This window comes from Marinobacter sp. bablab_jr008, from assembly GCF_016464145.1.
Classification (GTDB): Bacteria; Pseudomonadota; Gammaproteobacteria; order Pseudomonadales; family Oleiphilaceae; genus Marinobacter; species Marinobacter nauticus.
This window is the reverse complement of sequence record NZ_JACDWW010000073.1, coordinates 132,450-151,019: the sequence shown is the minus strand read 5'-3', so window position 1 is coordinate 151,019 and position 18,570 is coordinate 132,450. Positions and strand designations below refer to the sequence as shown.

The 18,570-nt window shown below is 57.3% G+C and carries 19 protein-coding genes; 8 read left to right on the top strand and 11 right to left on the bottom strand.

All coding sequences use genetic code 11. The annotated features are described in order from the left end of the window. Positions 1–5: 5 nt before the first annotated feature. On the bottom strand, positions 6–965 hold the full coding sequence (locus JIF53_RS14870; RefSeq protein ID WP_011784172.1) for a hydrogen peroxide-inducible genes activator: 960 nt from the start codon (positions 963–965) through the stop codon (positions 6–8). A gap of 76 nt (positions 966–1,041) precedes the next feature. On the opposite strand from JIF53_RS14870, the gene JIF53_RS14865 reads away from it, so the two are divergent. Then, positions 1,042–1,908, top strand: coding sequence for an NAD-dependent epimerase/dehydratase family protein (locus JIF53_RS14865; RefSeq protein WP_199453082.1), 867 nt, complete (start codon positions 1,042–1,044; stop codon positions 1,906–1,908). Between the two features lie 3 nt (positions 1,909–1,911). Here the strand turns inward: JIF53_RS14865 and JIF53_RS14860 are convergent, their stop codons facing one another. From JIF53_RS14860 to gmk, 4 genes are all read right to left on the bottom strand, one after another. Then, positions 1,912–2,298 carry a RidA family protein gene (locus tag JIF53_RS14860; RefSeq protein WP_011784170.1) on the bottom strand — a complete coding sequence of 129 codons (387 nt, stop codon included), beginning with the start codon at positions 2,296–2,298 and terminating at the stop codon, positions 1,912–1,914. A 74-nt stretch (positions 2,299–2,372) separates the two neighbouring features. Beyond that, positions 2,373–4,571 carry a RelA/SpoT family protein gene (locus JIF53_RS14855; RefSeq protein WP_014420405.1) on the bottom strand — a complete coding sequence of 733 codons (2,199 nt, stop codon included), beginning with the start codon at positions 4,569–4,571 and terminating at the stop codon, positions 2,373–2,375. A gap of 121 nt (positions 4,572–4,692) precedes the next feature. Beyond that, entirely contained in the window at positions 4,693–4,905 is a 213-nt protein-coding gene (gene rpoZ, locus JIF53_RS14850) for a DNA-directed RNA polymerase subunit omega (protein ID WP_011784168.1), read from the bottom strand. 88 nt (positions 4,906–4,993) lie between these two features. Next, the gene (gene gmk / locus JIF53_RS14845; protein WP_199453080.1) at positions 4,994–5,626 is read right to left on the bottom strand and encodes a guanylate kinase; all 633 of its coding nucleotides are present in this window, start codon (positions 5,624–5,626) and stop codon (positions 4,994–4,996) included. 146 nt (positions 5,627–5,772) lie between these two features. Between gmk and JIF53_RS14840 the strand changes: the two genes are divergently transcribed. Next, complete coding sequence (locus tag JIF53_RS14840) at positions 5,773–6,651, top strand: universal stress protein (protein ID WP_199453078.1); 879 nt, start codon at positions 5,773–5,775, stop codon at positions 6,649–6,651. A gap of 44 nt (positions 6,652–6,695) precedes the next feature. Here JIF53_RS14840 and JIF53_RS14835 read toward each other — a convergent pair whose 3' ends face one another. After that, positions 6,696–7,565 carry a YicC/YloC family endoribonuclease gene (locus JIF53_RS14835; protein ID WP_199453076.1) on the bottom strand — a complete coding sequence of 290 codons (870 nt, stop codon included), beginning with the start codon at positions 7,563–7,565 and terminating at the stop codon, positions 6,696–6,698. 182 nt (positions 7,566–7,747) lie between these two features. On the opposite strand from JIF53_RS14835, the gene rph reads away from it, so the two are divergent. Then, positions 7,748–8,464: a ribonuclease PH gene (gene rph, locus JIF53_RS14830; protein ID WP_011784093.1), complete on the top strand. Its 717-nt coding sequence runs from the start codon at positions 7,748–7,750 to the stop codon at positions 8,462–8,464. Between the two features lie 157 nt (positions 8,465–8,621). On the opposite strand, the gene JIF53_RS14825 is transcribed toward rph, so the two are convergent. Continuing rightward, positions 8,622–9,428: an exodeoxyribonuclease III gene (locus JIF53_RS14825; RefSeq protein WP_183580139.1), complete on the bottom strand. Its 807-nt coding sequence runs from the start codon at positions 9,426–9,428 to the stop codon at positions 8,622–8,624. A gap of 81 nt (positions 9,429–9,509) precedes the next feature. Between JIF53_RS14825 and pyrE the strand changes: the two genes are divergently transcribed. Then, entirely contained in the window at positions 9,510–10,148 is a 639-nt protein-coding gene (pyrE, locus tag JIF53_RS14820) for an orotate phosphoribosyltransferase (RefSeq protein ID WP_183580136.1), read from the top strand. 3 nt (positions 10,149–10,151) lie between these two features. Continuing rightward, a complete protein-coding gene (locus JIF53_RS14815) occupies positions 10,152–10,799 on the top strand; it encodes a DUF4124 domain-containing protein (protein WP_199453074.1) in 648 nt (215 codons plus the stop codon). A 65-nt stretch (positions 10,800–10,864) separates the two neighbouring features. Here the strand turns inward: JIF53_RS14815 and JIF53_RS14810 are convergent, their stop codons facing one another. Continuing rightward, the gene (locus tag JIF53_RS14810; protein WP_011784089.1) at positions 10,865–11,284 is read right to left on the bottom strand and encodes a hypothetical protein; all 420 of its coding nucleotides are present in this window, start codon (positions 11,282–11,284) and stop codon (positions 10,865–10,867) included. Between the two features lie 263 nt (positions 11,285–11,547). On the opposite strand from JIF53_RS14810, the gene JIF53_RS14805 reads away from it, so the two are divergent. Further along, entirely contained in the window at positions 11,548–12,045 is a 498-nt protein-coding gene (locus JIF53_RS14805; RefSeq protein ID WP_023008362.1) for a fibronectin type III domain-containing protein, read from the top strand. Positions 12,046–12,058: 13 nt separating this feature from the next. On the opposite strand, the gene JIF53_RS14800 is transcribed toward JIF53_RS14805, so the two are convergent. Then, positions 12,059–12,397: a DUF2782 domain-containing protein gene (locus JIF53_RS14800; RefSeq protein WP_011784087.1), complete on the bottom strand. Its 339-nt coding sequence runs from the start codon at positions 12,395–12,397 to the stop codon at positions 12,059–12,061. 85 nt (positions 12,398–12,482) lie between these two features. Here JIF53_RS14800 and polA point away from each other — a divergent pair, with 85 nt between their 5' ends. Beyond that, positions 12,483–15,209, top strand: a complete 2,727-nt coding sequence (gene polA / locus JIF53_RS14795; RefSeq protein WP_199453072.1) for a DNA polymerase I — start codon at positions 12,483–12,485, stop codon at positions 15,207–15,209. Positions 15,210–15,408: 199 nt separating this feature from the next. After that, positions 15,409–15,777: a hypothetical protein gene (locus tag JIF53_RS14790; protein ID WP_199453070.1), complete on the top strand. Its 369-nt coding sequence runs from the start codon at positions 15,409–15,411 to the stop codon at positions 15,775–15,777. A gap of 37 nt (positions 15,778–15,814) precedes the next feature. Here JIF53_RS14790 and JIF53_RS14785 read toward each other — a convergent pair whose 3' ends face one another. Together JIF53_RS14785 and JIF53_RS14780 are read right to left on the bottom strand one after the other, a co-directional pair. After that, complete coding sequence (locus JIF53_RS14785; protein ID WP_181861288.1) at positions 15,815–17,281, bottom strand: OmpP1/FadL family transporter; 1,467 nt, start codon at positions 17,279–17,281, stop codon at positions 15,815–15,817. A gap of 146 nt (positions 17,282–17,427) precedes the next feature. After that, positions 17,428–18,549: a PilT/PilU family type 4a pilus ATPase gene (locus tag JIF53_RS14780; RefSeq protein WP_011784083.1), complete on the bottom strand. Its 1,122-nt coding sequence runs from the start codon at positions 18,547–18,549 to the stop codon at positions 17,428–17,430. Between the last annotated feature and the right edge of the window lie 21 nt (positions 18,550–18,570).

Genomic DNA, 18,570 nt, shown 5'->3' with positions numbered 1-18,570 from the left:
GGCCCTCAGGCGCTTTCAGCAACCGCCGGTGTGTCGGTTTTGGCTTTTTCAATCACCCGGCACTGGCTAGCCGCCAGTGACAGTACATCGATGGCTTTGGGCCGCGGGAAGGTTACACGCCAGGCCAGCGCCACGGTTCGGAAAGGCACCGGCGCCGCAAAAGGCCGCACCGCAAGGATATCTTCCTGGTATTTGATGGCAGTGGCGGCCGACAGCGGCAGTACCGTGATTCCCAGACCGGAGGCCACCATGTGCCGGATGGTTTCCAGCGAACTGCCCTCGGTCACCAGCTCCGGTCTGCCGTTATCCGCCCGTTTGGTGATGGCATCCACCAGGGGCGGACATGACTCCAGCACCTGATCCCGGAAACAGTGGCCGGGCCCGAGCAGCAACAATTGCTCTTTCGCCATCTCTTCGGCCGTCACCTGCTCTTTCTCTGTCAGCGGATGATCTGCTGGCAGCAGCACCACAAACGGCTCATCGTAAAGCGGCAGGGTTACTACTTCCGGCTCTTCAAACGGCAGGGCAATGATGATGGCATCCAACTCTGAGTGCCGCAGCTTCTGGCGCAGGCTGGCGGTGTAGTTCTCTTCTATGTACAGGGGCATGTCTGGCGCTGCTCTGCGCAGCTCCGGTAATAAATGCGGGAACAGGTAGGGTCCGATGGTGTAAATCGCGCCGACCTTCAATGGCGAATTGAGCTGATTCTTGCCGTCCTGCGCCATATCCTTGATCACGCCCACCTGGTCCAGAACCCGCTGGGCCTGCTCAATGATACGCTGGCCAACTTCGGTCACCCGAATACTGCTTTTGCTGCGCTCGAACAATGGGATACCGAGCTCATCCTCCAGCTTTTTAACCGCAACGCTAAGGGTCGGCTGGCTGACATGACAGCGCTCTGCGGCACGGCCAAAATGCCTTTCCCGGGCAAGTGTAACAACGTATCGTAACTCGGTGAGGGTCATGGTGAGCTCCGGTTGACGTACTCAGGTCGAAGTTTCACTTACTTTATCAGCCAAAGGATAAGGATTGAAATTGTCTATGGCAATGACTGATGACAAGCAAAAGGCACAAATTCTGGTGGCGGGCTGCGGCAAGCTCGGAGGTGACATTGCCACGGTTCTGCTGGGCGCCGGAGACGTATACGGGCTGCGCCGCAACCCGGATCGGGTTCCCCAGGGAGTGACCGGGATCGGGGCAGATCTGACCCACCCGGAATCCATGGCTGGCAAGCTTCCGGAACACCTGGACATCGTCGTCTATTGCCTGACGCCATCCAGCTACGACGAAGAGGGTTATCATCAAGCCTATGTCACTGGTCTCAAGAACCTGCTCAACGTCATCGGTGAGCAATCCCTCAAGCGGCTGATCTTCATCAGCAGCACCAGCGTCTTTGCGCAGAATGATGACAGCTGGGTCGATGAGAACAGCCCTGCCGATCCGGACCGGTTCACTGGTCAACAAATCCTCCAGGGCGAACGTACCGCCCTGAACAGCGGGCATCCAGCCACCGTTATTCGCTTCAGTGGCATTTATGGCCCCAGCCGTCAGCGTTTTCTTGAGGAAGTCCTGGAAGGCCGCATGAATCCCCAACCACCCGCACCTTTCAGCAATCGCATACACGAAGTGGATGCCGCCAACGCTGTGGCATGGCTTGCGCAAAAAGCCCTGAACGGTGAGGACCTGGAGCCACTGTACGTCGCCAGTGATTGCGAGCCGGTTCGGCTGGATGAGGTGGTTGATTGGGTGCGGACTCAGGTGCCGTGCAAAGCCCCGGTGGAAGGCGCCCGTAAAGGCGGGCGGGCCGGTAGCAAGCGCTGCAGTAATCGAAAACTGCTTCAGAGTGGCTTTGAATTCCGGTACCCCGACTATCGGGCGGGGTACCGGGAGATGATCAGCAAGCTCTGACGCTTAGCTGAGCACCATAACGGCTTCCATTTCCACCGGAACGCCTTTCGGCAGCGCGGCTACACCGACGGCGGCGCGTGCCGGATACGGCTCCTGGAAATAGGTGGCCATGATCTCGTTGACAGTGGCGAAGTTGGCCAGGTCCGTCATGTAGATATTCAGTTTGACGATGTCCTTCAGCTCGCCACCGGCCGCTTCACACACGGCTTTCAGGTTCTCGAACACCTGACGGGTCTTGGCGGCAAAGTCGCCCGCCACCACTTCCATGGTTTCCGGGTCCAGCGGAATCTGGCCAGACAGATACACGGTGTCCCCGGCTTTAACAGCCTGAGAGTAGGTACCAATCGCCTGAGGGGCGTTTTCGGTCTGGATAACAGATTTGTTGGTCATGACCTGCAATTTCCTCTTTTCCAAAACGCCAATCGTCACCTTTGGGCGTAGCCACTGTCAACCACGCAAAGGTCTCAGTGCCGAACCCGGCCGATATGGGTCACTGCACGAATATTCCGGACCCTGCGCATCACCCGCGCCAGATGCTTGCGGCCATTCACATGCACCACGAGGCTGACGATGCCGAAGCGCGCGTTCTGGTCTTCCACACTGATGCGCTCAATGTTTCCGTCTGCCATGGCAACGGCGTTCGCTACTTCGGCAATCACCCCGCGCTGGCGCTCCAGTTCAACCCGAAGCTCCACCGAGAATTCATCGGTAATGTCCTTGGCCCACTTCAGGTGGGTCAGCCGGGCACGGCCTTCATCGTCCTCCGGCAGGCGGGAACAGGTATCTGAATGAATCACCATACCGTTGCCGGAGTCCATCACACCAACCACCGGGTCCCCGGGAATGGGTTTGCAACAATTGGCAAAGCGCACCAAGAGCCCTTCGGTGCCGCGTATGGTGACGGCGCCCTGCTTGCTGTCCGGGGCATTTTCCAGGTTGGCCGGCGCGTCCATCACGTCATTGCCAGACACCAACTGACGGGCCACCAGATAGGCCATACGGTTACCCAGACCAATATCGCTGATCAGATCATCAAAGCTGTTGACCTGGTTGTGATTAACCACCGCCTGTTTCTGGGCATCGCTGATATCCGACAGTTTGGCACCAAAACCCTTGAGCGAACGTTTGAGCAGGGTGCGACCCAGCTCCATGGACTCGGTCCGCTTACGGGTTTTGAGCACATGCCGGATACTGCTTCGGGCTTTGCCGGTCACCACGAAGCTGAGCCAGGCAGGATTCGGGCGGGCGCCGGGCGCGGTGATGATTTCCACCGTCTGCCCGCTTTGCAGCGGTTGACTCAGAGATGCCAGATTGCGATTGATCCGACACGCCACAGAGGCATTGCCGATATCGGTATGGATTGCATAGGCGAAGTCCACCGGGGTGGCCCCGCTTGGCAGCTCCATGATCCGGCCCTTGGGCGTAAACACATAGATCTCGTCCGGGAACAGATCGACCTTGACGTGTTCAATGAACTCCATGGAATCATCCGCGCGTTCGCGCATTTCCATGAGCCCCTTCACCCACCGATCAACCCGGGATTGATTGATGGTGGTCACGCCGGAGGCTTCGTTTTTGTACATCCAGTGGGCAGCAATACCATTGTTGGCAATGTGCTCCATTTCCTCGGTCCGGATCTGGATCTCGATGTTCACGTGCATGCCGAACAAGGTGGTGTGAATGGACTGATAGCCATTCGACTTGGGCATGGCAATGTAATCCTTGAAACGCCCGGGCAGTGGCTTGTAGAGACTGTGTACGGCGCCAAGTATGCGATAACAGTTATCCTCGGTATCCGTAATGATCCTGAACGCATACACATCCATGATTTCATGGAAGGATTTCTGCTTGAACTTCATCTTGTTATAAATGGAGTTCAGGTGTTTCTCCCGCCCCAGAATGCGGCCCGGAAGCCCACGCTCCTCCAGCTTTTCCTGCAGCTTTCCCCGGATGTCTTCAATGATCTCCCGGTGGCTGCCACGAAGCTTCTCCACCGCCTTGGAAATGTACTTGGCGCGCATGGGATAGAGCGAGGAAAAGCCCAGATCTTCAAGCTCGGTACAGATGGAATGCATGCCCAGGCGATTGGCAATGGGCGCATAGATATCGAGGGTTTCAGTGGCGATACGCAGGCGCTTCTCGTACGGCATGGGGCCAAGGGTGCGCATGTTGTGCAGGCGATCCGCAAGCTTCACCAGAATCACCCGGATATCCTTGGCCATGGCCAGGGTCATCTTCTGGAAGTTTTCCGCCTGGGCCTCCGCCCGGGAGCGGAACTCAATCTGGGTCAGTTTGGAGACACCATCCACCAACTCGGCCACATCCTCTCCGAACTGTTCCGCCAGCGCATCTTTTGGAATGCCGGTATCTTCAATGACATCGTGAAGCATGGCTGCCATCAGGCTCTGATGGTCGAGCCGGAGGTCGGCAAGAATTCCGGCCACAGCCAGGGGGTGAGTAATATAACGGTCGCCGCTTTTACGCATCTGGCCTTCGTGGGCCTGCTCGGCGTAATAGTAAGCCCGTCGCACCTGATTGATGCGATTGGTATCGAGGTAGGAACTGAGCTCTCTGGCCAGTTCTTCTACCGTTGCCTCTGCTGCGACCACCGCGCCTCCATCGTTCTCAGTATACCGGGGACAAAAAAGCCCGAATGCGTGCATCCGGGCTTCCGTTGTCCTTCCTGGCAGGTTCTATAGTTACACTATAAAACTGCGGAGGCAGATTTCAATGCTTCTCAATTACCGGCACGTATTTTTACGCATCGCCGGCAACCGGACGAACTCAGTCGTCGTCTTCTTCCAGCAGAAGATCGCGGGTCACCTTGCCTTCTGCAATCTCACGCAGGGCAATAACGGTCGGCTTGTCATTCTCTTCCGCAACCATCGGCTCGGCACCCTTGGTGGCGATCTGGCGGGCGCGTTTGGTGGCCAGCATGACCAGCTGGAATCGGTTATCTACGTTTTCCAGACAATCTTCAACGGTAACTCGTGCCATTATCTTCCCCGAACAAAAAGAATCACTGATTTAGCAGACCGCGTAGTTTACTGGCCCCGGCTCAATTTGTATACAGTGAAAACCACCATCACCCGTGAGCGGACAAGTCCCGCAGCAACTCACCGTGGCGAACCTGCTGGGTGGCCATTTTCAGCCGCTCACTGCGGACAATGGCCAGCAGATCAGCTAATGCCACCGCAAAGTCATCGTTGACCACCAGGTAATCAAACTCGACCGCGTGCCGGCACTCTTCCTCCGCCTCCGACAGCCGCCGTTCGATGACTTCCGGCGCGTCAGTACCACGGCCAACAAGTCGCTGGCGCAGGATTTCAGCCGAGGGCGGCACAATGAAAATGCTCACACATTCCGGAATCAGCCGGCGCACCTGTTCCGCCCCCTGCCAGTCAATCTCCAGGATCACATCCTGCCCGGTAGCGAGAGTTTCCCGCACCCACACCTGGGAGGTGCCATAGTAGTTGCCGAAAACATCCGCATGCTCCAGGAAATCACCCCGGGCAATCATGGCCTCGAACTCATCCCGGCTGATGAAGTGATAGTTCACGCCATCCTGCTCTCCATCGCGCATCGGGCGAGTGGTGTGGGATACCGACACCCCCAACTGGGAATCCTGACGGAGTATTTCCGACACGAGGCTGGTCTTGCCCGCGCCGGAAGGAGCGGAAATCACAAACAGGGTACCCTGCCCACCGGCCTGCTTCATGGCTTGAAGACTCCTGAACAACAGTTTGCGGCCAACACGCATGGCCAGAAAGCGGCAAATTATACGGGGTTTGACTTATCTCCGCATCCCGGCCCGGGTTCAGCTGTTAGTATGACCGCAAACACCCACAGTAAACGGATACCGCCATGGAAAAACTCCTGATCATCATGGATCACCACCATAAAGACCAAACCGCCCTCGCCCGTGGCGTGGCACTGGCCCGGGCAACGGGCGCAGCGGTGGAGGTCGTGGCGTTTGTGCATGAATATCTGGATGCACTGCCGGGCGATCCGGAGGTACAACAACGGGCCCGACAGGCGCTCATGGAACATCGCCAGAAATGGCTGGAACAGATGCTGGCGCTGGCCGATTGCAATGATCTGAAGATCCATGCCCGAACGGTCTGGGAAAAGCACATTCACCTGTGGGTAATTGCCCAGTGCCAGAAAGAGAACGTTGGTGTCGTGGTAAAGACGGGCCATCGCTCAGAAACCTTCCTGTATACCCCAACCGACTGGCACCTGATTCGCGAGTGCCCGTCACCGGTGATGCTGGTGGCGGAGAACAAATGGAACAAGGCTCGGCCAATCCTGGCGGCGGTGGACCTGAGCTCCGACAAACCCGTGAAGAAAGCCCTGAACAATCGCATCATTGATCGCGCCTGGCATCTGGCGAAGGCTCTGGAAACAGAGCTGCACCTGGTGCACGCACTTCATACCTCGGTGGTTCTGGCCGACCTGGACATCATCGACCCTCTGGCCCACGCCAGAAAACGGGAAGCGGCCCTGAAACCGCAGATTGAACACCTGTGCAACACCTGGCACCTGATGCCGGAACAGGTCCACATCGAATCTGGCCCTGCTCAAAAGATCATTCCCAGTGTTGCCAACCGGATCAAGGCCGACATGGTCGTCGTCGGCACCACCGGTAAAACCGGCCTGGCCGCCCGTGTCATCGGCAACACGGCCGAAAAGGTGCTGACGCATTTGCGGACCGACCTGCTCGCCATCAAGCCGGCGGAGTAAACCGCACGAACGCCGGGGAGGCACCAACCACCCCGGCTTATACCTCACTCCAGATTCTGCACCTGTTCCCGCATCTGCTCGATCAACACCTTGAGATCCACCGCAATACGGGTAACCGCCGCATCGATGCTTTTGCTGCTGAGGGTGTTGGCTTCGCGGTTCAGCTCCTGCATCAGAAAATCCAGGCGCCGGCCGATAGCATCGTCGTTCTTCAAGGTGTCGGTAACCTCACTGATGTGGGCATCCAGCCGGTCCAGCTCCTCCGCCACATCACTTTTCTGGGCCAGCATGACCATTTCCTGGGCCACACGCTCCGGATCCAGCTCCACTTTCGCCTTCTCGAACCGGTCTTTCAGATTCCGCTCCTGGGCGGCCAGCAGTTGCGGCATTTTCTCACGCACCTCCGCCACCAGCTGACCCATGGTGGCCAGACGATCCTCGAACAACGGCCTCAAGCGCTCGCCTTCCCGTTCGCGCACACTCGTCAACTCAGCCACGGTATCGGCAAACAGATCTGCCGCTGCCTCCTTCGCCGCGCTGTAGTCTTTTTCGGGCAGAGACATCACCCCCGGCCAGCGCAGAATATCGAGCGCATTGATGTGGGCCGGGTTATCCAGCATACGGTTGATATGATTGGCCGCCTCGTTCACAGCCCGGGCCATCTCATCACTGATTTCAAAGCCCTGGACATCACTCTCGGCCGACTGCAGGCGCATGGAGACATCGACCTTGCCTCGCTTCAAGCCCTGCTTGCGCAATTCCTCCCGAAACCGGTTCTCAAGCTCACGGAAAGCCTCCGGCAGCCGGAATGAAGGCTCCAGATAGCGGTGATTCACGGTACGGATCTCACAGGTGAGAGTACCCCAGTCACCCTGGGTGTCCTTGCGGGCAAAAGCAGTCATGCTCCGGATCATAGTGGCTCCAGTGTTCGTCAAAAGAACGTCGAGTTTAACAGGCAAACGCCTGGAGCGGCGAACCCGACCAAAGGGGCACGCGGCCTCCCCCGCCTGCCCCTTGCTACGTGCTATACTCGATGCCCTTTCAAAACGCCCGACCGGCAATAGCCGGACATTCATATTCAGAAACAGGACACACTATGCGACCAAGCGGCAGAACGCCTGAGCAACCCAGAGACGTCCGCATCACCCGGAACTATACGCGCCACGCCGAAGGCTCGGTACTGGTGGAATTCGGCGACACCAAGGTGATCTGTACTGCCTCTGTCGAGAACAAGGTTCCACCGTTCCTTCGCGGCGAAGGCAAAGGCTGGATCACCGCCGAGTACGGCATGCTGCCCCGCTCCACCGGCAGCCGCATGGGCCGCGAAGCTGCCCGTGGAAAACAGGGTGGCCGCACCGTGGAAATCCAGCGCCTGATCGGCCGCAGCCTGCGCGCCGCAGTGGACCTCGAAGCGCTGGGCGAACACACCATCACCATCGACTGTGACGTGATCCAGGCCGACGGCGGCACCCGCACTGCTGCGATCACCGGTGGCTGCGTGGCCCTGGTAGACGCGCTGAATCACCTGGTAAAAGAGAAACGCCTGAAGAAATCACCTCTCAAACAGATGGTGGCGGCGGTATCTGTCGGTGTCTACAGGGGCACCCCGGTAGCCGATCTGGACTACCCGGAAGACTCCGAAGCTGAAACTGACATGAACGTGATCATGACCGATCAGGGCGGCTTCATTGAAATCCAGGGAACTGCGGAAGGTGCGCCGTTCGAGCAGGCAGAACTGGACGCCATGCTGGCGCTGGCAAGGAAAGCGATTGATCAGTTGTTTGAACTGCAGAAAGAAGCTTTGAGCGCATAGGCCTGACGGCCTACTGAAAGCTAGCGGGTTCGGAGGGGGAAGCCTTTCCGGGACCGTCTCCGGCCAGGGATGGCCGGAGTCGAGCGCACAGGGATGTGCTTGTAGCGTGTTCCGGAAAGGCTTCCCCCTCCGGACACGCGACCGACTATCCCAAAGCTCAGAAGCCGATTTCGATATCGTAATCCATGATCACCGGGGCATGATCAGAGAACCGGGTCTCGTCATCAATCCAGCCATCGCGAATGGTCTTTCGAATACCCGGCGTCAGCAGGTGATAATCCACCCGGATACCCGCTTTCTTACGGGAACCCTCAGTCTGCTCCGGCCACCACGTAAATTGATTGCTCTGCTTGTTGATCTCGCGGAACGCATCAATACAGCCCATCTCATCAAACAAACGATCCAGCCACGCACGCTCATGGGGCAGGAAACCGGAGAAATCGGTCTTGTGATAAAGCGGGCTGGCGTCGGTTACATGGTGAGCGGTCTGCAGATTCGCGCATAGAATAAACTGACGACGTTTGCGCAGGGTTTTCTGCATATGGATGCCAAAGGCTTCCATGAACTCGTCTTTGTGATCCAGAACCGTAAGGTCGTCTTCACCGATCAGTTCTTCCTCGCGGCCGAGGGCACAGGGCGCGAGCACGCAGGCAACGGAAACCTTGTCGAAGTCGGCCTGGATAAAGCGGCCTTCCCGGTCTGCCTGCTCATTGGCAAAGCCATACATAATGGCTTTCGGGAAATGACGGGTGTAGATGCCGACACCACCGTGCTCGTTCAGTTCACCATCAATGAAATAGGCCTCGTAGCCTTCCGGAATCAGGTTCCTGTCTTCAATTTCGTAGGCGCGCATGCGGTGGTCCTGCACACAGACCACATCAGCGTCCTGTTCGGCAAGCCAGTCAAAAAAACCCTTTTCAACAGCCTGCTCAAGACCATTGACGCTGATTGTTACTACCCGCATACGTGTTCCCTGATTCGGTTTGTGTGTATGATACCGTTTTTACGCTTTAATTAAAGATCAAACCCCGCCAGAAGCCTTGCCATGCATGACTATCAGCAAAAATTCATTGAGTTTGCCATCCAGCGGAATGTGCTGCGTTTTGGAGAATTCACACTCAAATCCGGGCGCACCAGCCCCTACTTCTTCAATGCCGGACTGTTCAACACCGGAAACGACCTGCTTGAGTTAAGCAAGGCCTATGCCGCTGCGATAGCACGCAGCGGGCTGGATTATGACATCATTTTCGGGCCTGCCTATAAGGGCATTCCGTTGGCCACGGTAACTGCCATGGCACTTGCAACAGACGGTAACAGCAAACCTTTTGCCTTTAACCGCAAAGAAAAGAAAGATCATGGTGAGGGTGGCAATATTGTTGGCGCCCCACTACAAGGTAAGGTACTGATTGTTGACGACGTGATTACCGCAGGCACGGCCATCCGGGAATCTATCGACATCATCCGGGCCGCCGGAGCCGAACCGGCCGGCGTGCTGATTGCCCTGGACCGACAGGAAAAGGGCAACGGTGAACTGTCCGCCATCCAGGAAGTCGAGAAAGAGTTCGGCATCCCCGTTGTCAGCATCATTCGTCTTGAACAGGTACTGGACTACCTGAAGGCCAATCCGGAATTTGCCGGCCATGCGGAGAACGTGGCCAGCTACCGGGACCGCTACGGAGTCTGATGAATGCGTCACCATCTGACCGTTTCTCCTGTTGTTGCCGGCGTTGCGGCTTTCGGACTGCTGTTTGCGGCCGGCGCCCAGGCAACCATGTACCGTTACACGGATGAAAACGGACGGCTGGTTATCAGCAACACCATTCCCCAGGAAGCGACCAAACGTGGTTACGATATCCTGAGCAACAACGGCCGGGTGGTCGAAACCGTTGCCCCCGCCCCCACCGCAGAAGAAATCGCCGCCCGGGAAGCCGAGAAAGAGCGCCAGAAGCAACTGGAAATCCAGCAGGAGCAGGATCGTCTGCTCCTGAAACGCTTCAGCCATCCGGATCAGGCTGTGCGCGCCATGCATCGCAAGATCCGCGAACTGGAAGGCATTATCCAGCTGAAGCGCGGGAACATTTCAGTAATTTCCAGCCAGCTCGACAGCGAGCAGAGCCGCGCGGCGGATATGGAGCGCGCCGGCCGGGACATCCCGGAAACGACGCTGGAAAAAATCCGCAGGCTCGAAGCCCAGATTCGTGATATCGAGCGGGAGATTTCCGCTCAGCGGCAGGATATCGGCAAAATGAAAAGGGCTTACGAAGAAGACATCAAGCGCCTGGAAGAAATCACCGGGGAGACACGAACACTCCCCCTGGAGCCGGAAGAAAACTAAGCTCCACTAATGACAAAGGGCGCTCAACCGAGCGCCCTTTGCGTATGACTCACCAACTCGCCGAATCACGCAGTGGCGGCAGTGGTTTTCTTGGCCGCAGGCTTGCGGGCAGTGGTCTTGCGCGCAGCCGGCTTCTTGGCCGTTACGGACTTCTTGGCATCCTGAGCGGCTTCTGAAACATCGTCGGCTGCTTCAGAAACGGCGTCCGCACCTTCGGCAGCTTCTTTTTCCAGCTTCGCAACCAGCTCAGCGGCGAAATTGCCAAAGCGGGAGTTCAGCGAACGCAGCTGCTCGAACAGGTTCTCGGAGTAGCCGTTGTAACGCTTGCGCAGGGTCTTTACGCTGTACTCACGCGCTTCCGCTTCCAGCTTTTCTGCATAATCAAACGGCTTGGACGCCAGCTTCTTCTGCTGCTCTTCAGCCGCGTTGATGCCTTTCTCAACGATGTCTTGCAGCTGTTCCTGGTAGGATTTCAGTTTACCCATGGTGGTTCTCCCTGTTTTCCGAGTCGTTTCGGCACCGCGTTTTGCAGAGCCTTTGGTAACTTTCACCTATCAAAGTACGGCTAAAAATTAGAATGTTCATACTAAACACAGATAGGGGTTTTTACCGATTATTCACTTGATCACAGAATACTCGCTGGCATAATCGCACACTGTTTTAACGAAGCCCGTCTCCCGGTTGTATTCAGGCTCCATACGAACGAATACCAGAAGGCGCACCTGCAGCGCCCCGTATGCGAGTAGTTATGAAGAGAACGCTTTATCCCAGTCCGCTGTCACGAACCGCGGCCACACTCCTTTGCCTGTTTGCCATAGTTCTGGCCGGCTGCCAGGAAGACACGCGAGCCAGTAAACTGGATTCGAAACGCGCTTCGGAGGTGGCAGACAGCCGCCTCAAACAGGCGCAGGGCGACCTGCTTGCCACGCTCGGCCAAAGCCAGCCGGACGACCAGGAAACGCCACAGCCACCTGGCGCCGACATCCCGAAAACCCTGGTCTGGAATCCACCGCTCACCCGTGAAGACGGCTCAGCACTGACGCCTGGTCAGATTGCCGGTTACCGCATCTATTACCGACTGAAACATCAGGAGAGCTTCAGCGTCATTCCGCTGAACGATGGCAGCAAAAACCGATACACCCTGTCGGAGATGGAGCCCGGCGCCTACGAGTTCTCGATCACAACCATTGATGTGGATGGCCTGGAAAGCAGGCGATCAGATCCGGTTGAGGTCAACCTGATCTGACCGGAAGGACGGGTTACCAGCGGAAGATCACCCAGCTGGGCACAAGCAGGTCGGACTCGGTATCCTGAACCCAGCCACCGCCGTCGGCCGGCACCAGGTAGTATTCCGGGCCAATTTCAGGCACCACTTTGATCTCCATCAGCTGGCCATTCACCCGATACTCATAAAACACTTCTTTCTCGCCGGGGCGAATAACAATCTCCGCACCACCCTCCGGCGGCTGGTAATCGGAAATAACCACAGGTTCCTGAGGGGTAACCACCGGGGTGGCATCCAGAGCCCCTTCATCCTGGGCCAGCAACGGCGCGGAGAAGCAGCCCCACAGCAGGGCGGAACAGGCGAATCGTTTCATTTTCGTGGTACCCTTTGGTTCATCTTTCTGGCTAGAGTTGCACAAGCTAATCCACGCTTCAATCAGAATCCGGACCTGTTTTGATATGACTGAACAAACCAACCCTCCCGTGGTTCTGGTGGACGGATCGTCTTACCTGTTCCGTGCCTACCATGCCCTGCCGCCACTGACTACCAGCAAGAATCACCCGACTGGCGCCATCAAAGGCGTAATCAGCATGTTGCGGCGGATTGAACAGGACTTTCCGGGCTCAAAAACCGTGGTGGTATTTGATGCCAAGGGTAAGACTTTCCGGCACGACATGTATGAGGAATACAAAGCCAATCGCCCCCCCATGCCGGATGATCTGGCGGTACAAATTGAACCCATTCACGAGATTGTCAGGGCGATGGGCTTACCACTGTTGATCGTGCCCGGCGTCGAGGCCGACGATGTCATCGGCACCCTGGCCCATGAAGCCACCAGCAAGGGCATCGATGTGGTCGTGTCTACCGGCGATAAAGACATGGCTCAACTGGTCAGCGACCACGTTACCCTCATCAACACCATGACCGAAACCGCCATGGACCGGGACGGGGTCGTTGAAAAGTTTGGTGTTACCCCGGAGCAGATCATCGATTACCTCGCCCTGGTGGGTGACAAAGTCGACAACATTCCCGGTGTAAACAAATGCGGCCCGAAAACCGCCGTCAAATGGCTACAGAGCTACGACAACCTCGACAACCTCATTGAGCATTCCGACGAGATCAAAGGCAAAATCGGCGAATACCTGAGGGAAGCAACCGACACCCTGCCCCTGAGCCGGGAGCTGGCCACCATCCGGACCGATGTGGAACTCGAATTCGGGCTGGAGGATCTTCAGGAACGCCAGCAGGACGACGCCAGTCTGTTGGAGCTCTTCAAAGAGTACGAATTCCGCACCTGGATCGCGGAACTGGAAAACGGCTCCTCATCAGACGAAGGCTCCCAGAGCAGCCAACCACAGCCGAAACCTTCGGTGGAAAAGCAGTATCAGGTCATTACCGAGCAGGCGGACCTGGACCAGTGGCTGAAGAAACTCAAAGATTCCGATCTGTTCGCCTTCGACACCGAAACCACCAGCCTCCGCTACATGGATGCCGAAATTGTCGGCGTTTCGTTTGCTGTTGAGCCGGGAAAGGCCGCTTACGTGCCACTGGGCCATGATTATATGGGCGCGCCGGAGCAACTGGACCGCGACTCTGTGCTGGAACAGCTGAAGCCGTTGCTTGAAGACCCGAAACACAAAAAGGTCGGGCAGAACCTCAAGTACGACAAAAACGTGCTGGCCAACCATGATATACAGCTGGAGGGCATCGCCGAGGACACCATGGTGGAGTCCTACGTACTGAATTCGGTCGGCACCCGCCACGACATGGACAGCCTGGCCCGAACCTATCTTGATGAAGAAACCATCACCTACGAATCGATTGCGGGCAAAGGCGCCAAGCAACTGACGTTCAACCAAATCGATCTGGAAAGCGCGGGGCCCTATGCCGCCGAAGACGCTGACATCACCCTGCGCCTGCACCAGACTCTCGCCCCGAGGCTGAAAGACACCGGCAAGCTGGAATCCGTCTACCGGGAAATCGACCTGCCGCTGGTGCCGGTGCTGTCCCGGATGGAACAGCGGGGCACCCTGATCAGTGCCAGCACGCTACGCCAGCACAGCCAGGAACTTGCAGAGCGCATGGCTGAACTGGAGAAGGAAGCCCACGAGGTTGCCGGCGAAGCTTTCAACCTGGGCTCCACCAAACAATTGCAGGCCATCCTTTACGACAAACTTGGCCTGCGGGTCATCAAGAAGACACCAAAGGGCGCGCCATCGACGGCCGAGCCGGTTCTGCAGGAGCTGGCCCACGAGCACGAACTGCCCCGGCTGATTGTCGAGCACCGCAGCCTGAGCAAGCTGAAGTCCACTTATACTGACACCCTGCCCGAGCTTATCCACCACCGCACCGGGCGAGTGCACACTTCCTATCATCAGGCGGTGACAGCGACAGGACGCTTGTCTTCATCGGAACCCAACCTGCAGAACATTCCGATTCGGACCCAGGAAGGCCGACGCATACGCCAGGCATTTATTGCCCCGAAAGGCTACAAGTTGCTGGCCGCTGACTACTCCCAGATTGAGCTTCGCATCATGGCTCACCTGTCTGGCGATAGAGGTCTACTGACCGCGTTCGAACACGGCGAAGACATTCACAAGGCCACCGCAGCCGAAGTCTTCGGCGTGACAGTGGATGAGGTAACCGGCGACCAGCGTCGGAGCGCCAAGGCGATCAACTTCGGGCTGATCTACGGCATGTCGGCGTTCGGACTTTCGCGCCAGCTGGAAGTGGACCGAAAAACCGCCCAGGAATACATCGACCGGTATTTCGAGCGTTACCCCGGCGTACTCAAATACATGGACAACATCCGCAAACAGGCCCATGACGACGGCTACGTGGAAACGCTCTACGGCCGCCGCCTGTACCTGCCGGAGATCAACGCACGTAACAAGCAGCTGCAGCAGGCCGCCGAGCGCACCGCCATCAACGCGCCCATGCAAGGCACGGCCGCCGACATCATCAAGCGGGCCATGATTGAGGTAGACAACTGGCTGCGCAGCGAGCACGCCGACGATGCATGCATGACCATGCAGGTACACGACGAACTGATCATCGAAGTTCGCGAAGAAGCCGTCGAGAAAGTCAAAGAAGGCCTGGTCAAGCGCATGTCCGCCGCCGCCAGCCTGGATGTGCCACTGCTGGTGGAAGCCGGTGTGGGTGACAACTGGGACCAGGCTCACTAAAAGCCCCGCAACTTCGGATAACGCCCTGTTTCTGAACAACATCCCGCTTCCGGGCACAGGAACAGGGCAGACTCTCCGCCCACACCCTCGCAGACACCAGCAAAGACGGCCATCGGCACTGAGGCACGAATTCTGCATTGTCCTCCGATGTCTCGGGGCCCTTCGCCCCATGCAGTGACACCAATGCGAGGTCCAAGCGATGAATTCCGCAACCAGCGAACGCAACTGGCTGTTCGACCCCAGTCTTCTGAAACTCGTGCATCAGTGCCGCCGGCTTATCCAGTCTGAATTCGGCGTAAAACTGCACCTTAACGAAGATGGCCTGGAGCAACACCTGGCCGAGTACGCCCGTAAAACCCGTTCAAAGCATCTGGTTCATACCTGGGAAGCGCTTAAACAGAGAGTACCGGAGCTGAATACCGCCAATATCGAAGAGGAAATTGCGCCACGGATGTACCGCGGACAACCCATAGCGGAAAAAGGTGCCAAAAAAGCTACGGAGGAAATGTCGGGAACTGACTGCCCCCGGCAGAAAAAGGTGATCTACCGGGGCCAGGTGGTGGGCTGATTCCGGAAGGAATCAGCCTCAGAGGGCTATTCGATAATCAGAAGGCTTTGCTGACTTCGAATGCGGCGCTCCAGGCGCTGAGTTCATACTTGGCCTTGTAATAGCTCGGGTCTTCGATATTGGTTCCCGGCAGATTCGCGACCTGATCCGGGTTTGCGTGCTGGTAGTTGCGCTCGGTGAACGAAGGATCGTCCGTGAACAGCAAGGTACCTACTGCAACATCCACAGTCCATCCGCTCTGGACATCCTTCCACTGCGCACCCAGGGTCAACCAGTGACGATCACTGGATGGAATCCTGGCGGTCAGGTAATCATCCACCGGAGACTCATCCCAGGCATAGCCAGCTTTCAGCGCCCATTCCGGGGTTGCCTGCCAGATGCCACCCACATTGAACTGCCAGGTATTCTTCCACTCTTCGGTGATGTGGCTGAGGATCGCTCCTTCCTGGGGTGCATTGGTTACCGCACCACCGGATTCACGGCTGACGATGTCAAGCTCCTCGAAGCGACTCCACCGTGCATAAGTGGCACCAGCCAGCAGCGTAATGTCATCGGTCAGACGATGGCGAGCACCAACCGTAATGGCCTCCGGAATCGCCAGCGGTACCTCTACCTTTTCGCTCAGCGTTGTCGTCACACCGGGCTGCCCGGGAACCGGCACACCGCTGATTTCCGCGTCGCCTTTGAGTTCGAGCTCTGTGCCTGTCTGGGCACTCAAACCAAACTGTGTTCTGTCATCGAGTTCGTAGAGAAAACCCACACGGAAGGTAACACCAATATCGTCCCCTTCAATGTCCGCATATGGATCGTCCATCCCTGCCACGGTCTGGCGGGCGAACTGGTCAGCCTGAGCCATCGGTAGGCCCTGACCCAGCGCCGCTTGCAGAGCTTGCGGATACACTTGCCCGGCGAGGTCCTGAGAACGAGTCAGACGTCCTTCGGCATAAATAACGTTGAGGCCAATGCCCATTGAAAGGCCTTTGCCGTTGTTCACCGAGAGCGACGGAGTGAAAGCAATCGCCGTCAGCTCGGTCTTGTCAGCAAAAAACCGTCCGACGAAATCATCCTCATAGTCTGCCGCCAGGCCATAAGGAGCATGAATACCAAAGCCCACGTCGATGCTGTCGTTAACCTCATGGGTCATGTAAAAGTTTGGAAGGACAGCAGGATCCGCAATATCGCCGCCGAGCTCGCCGTCGGCCATAACCTCAACACCGGGGACATTGCGACGCGCTTCAGCGCGCTTTGCCTCAGCATCAATATCCAACACCGCCGCACCAAACGAAATATTGGTGCCGGAAAGCTGGCTCATACCGGCCGGGTTGAACAGAACCGTGGTGGCGTTCTCAGGGTTGGCGGCAGCGCCGGCATTGGCCACGCCCATCTGGCTGGCGCTCTGCTCGTTCAGGGAAAAACCGCCGGCCAGGACACTGGCTGGAGCCGCTACGGCTGCCAGCGTTGCCAAACGGATTGCTTTTACGAGTGCGTTGGTATTTTTGTGCATGGTGTCTCCTTTTTTAGAATCGCGCGGAGTATACGCAGCACATGGCAACTGCCTCAAATGCCAAAGCTACTGGTTCGCGCCGCTAACCAATTACAACTTTGGTATTAGATGCCGCCCCCGGTGAACGGGGGCGGAAGACGAGGACGTCAGTCGTCCTGAATGGTGAGTTTGTCGACGGAGGAAGAGAGCTTGTCTGCACCCTGGGCGTCGGCACCCAGTTTGATCATCAGGCGCAGATCGTTAGCGGAATCGGCGTGGGCAAGGGCATCTTCGTAAGTGATGGAACCCTCGGCATACAGCTTGTACAACGCCTGATCGAAGGTCTGCATGCCAGACTCGTTCGATTTTGCCATCAACTCTTTGAGTTTGTGCACTTCGCCCTTGCGGATCAGGTCTGCCACCAGCGGGGTGTTGATCAATACCTCGATAACCGCCTTGCGCCCCTTACCGTCCGGCGTGGGAACCAGTTGCTGGGCGACGATGGCCTTCAGGTTCAGAGACAGATCCATCCAGATCTGGTTGTGCTGCTCCGGCGGAAAGAACTGGATAATCCGGTCCAGCGCCTGGTTAGCGTTGTTGGCGTGCAGGGTGGCCAGACACAGGTGGCCGGTTTCGGCGAACTGAACCGAGTATTCCATGGTCTGGCGTGTCCGCACCTCACCAATCAGAATGACATCCGGAGCCTGCCGCAAAGTGTTCTTCAGAGCCACCTCGAAGCTTTCGGTATCAATACCCACTTCCCGCTGGGTCACGATACAACCCTGGTGCTGATGCACGAATTCGATCGGGTCTTCGATGGAGATGATATGGCCGCGACTGTTGCGGTTGCGATGGCCAAGCATGGCCGCCAGCGAGGTGGACTTACCGGTACCGGTTGCACCCACAAACATGATCAGGCCACGCTTGGTCATGGCCAGATCCTTGATGATCTCCGGCAGCGACAGATCGTCAATCTGGGGGATTTTCACCTCAATCCGGCGAAGCACCATGCCGCACAGGTTGCGCTGGAAGAATGCCGACACCCGGAAGCGGCCAATGCCCCGGGCACTGATGGCAAAGTTGCATTCGTGGGTTTCTTCGAACTCGGCGCGCTGCTTGTCGTTCATGGCGCCGTAGACAAATTCCCGCGTCTGTTCTGGCGTCAGGGCATTCTTGGTAACGGGCAACACCTTACCGTTCACCTTCATGCTGGGGGGCACCCCTGCCGTGATAAACAGGTCTGAACCACCCTTTTCTACCATCAGCCGTAACAGTTTCTCGAATTCCATTTTTCTACCCAGTTTTCATTA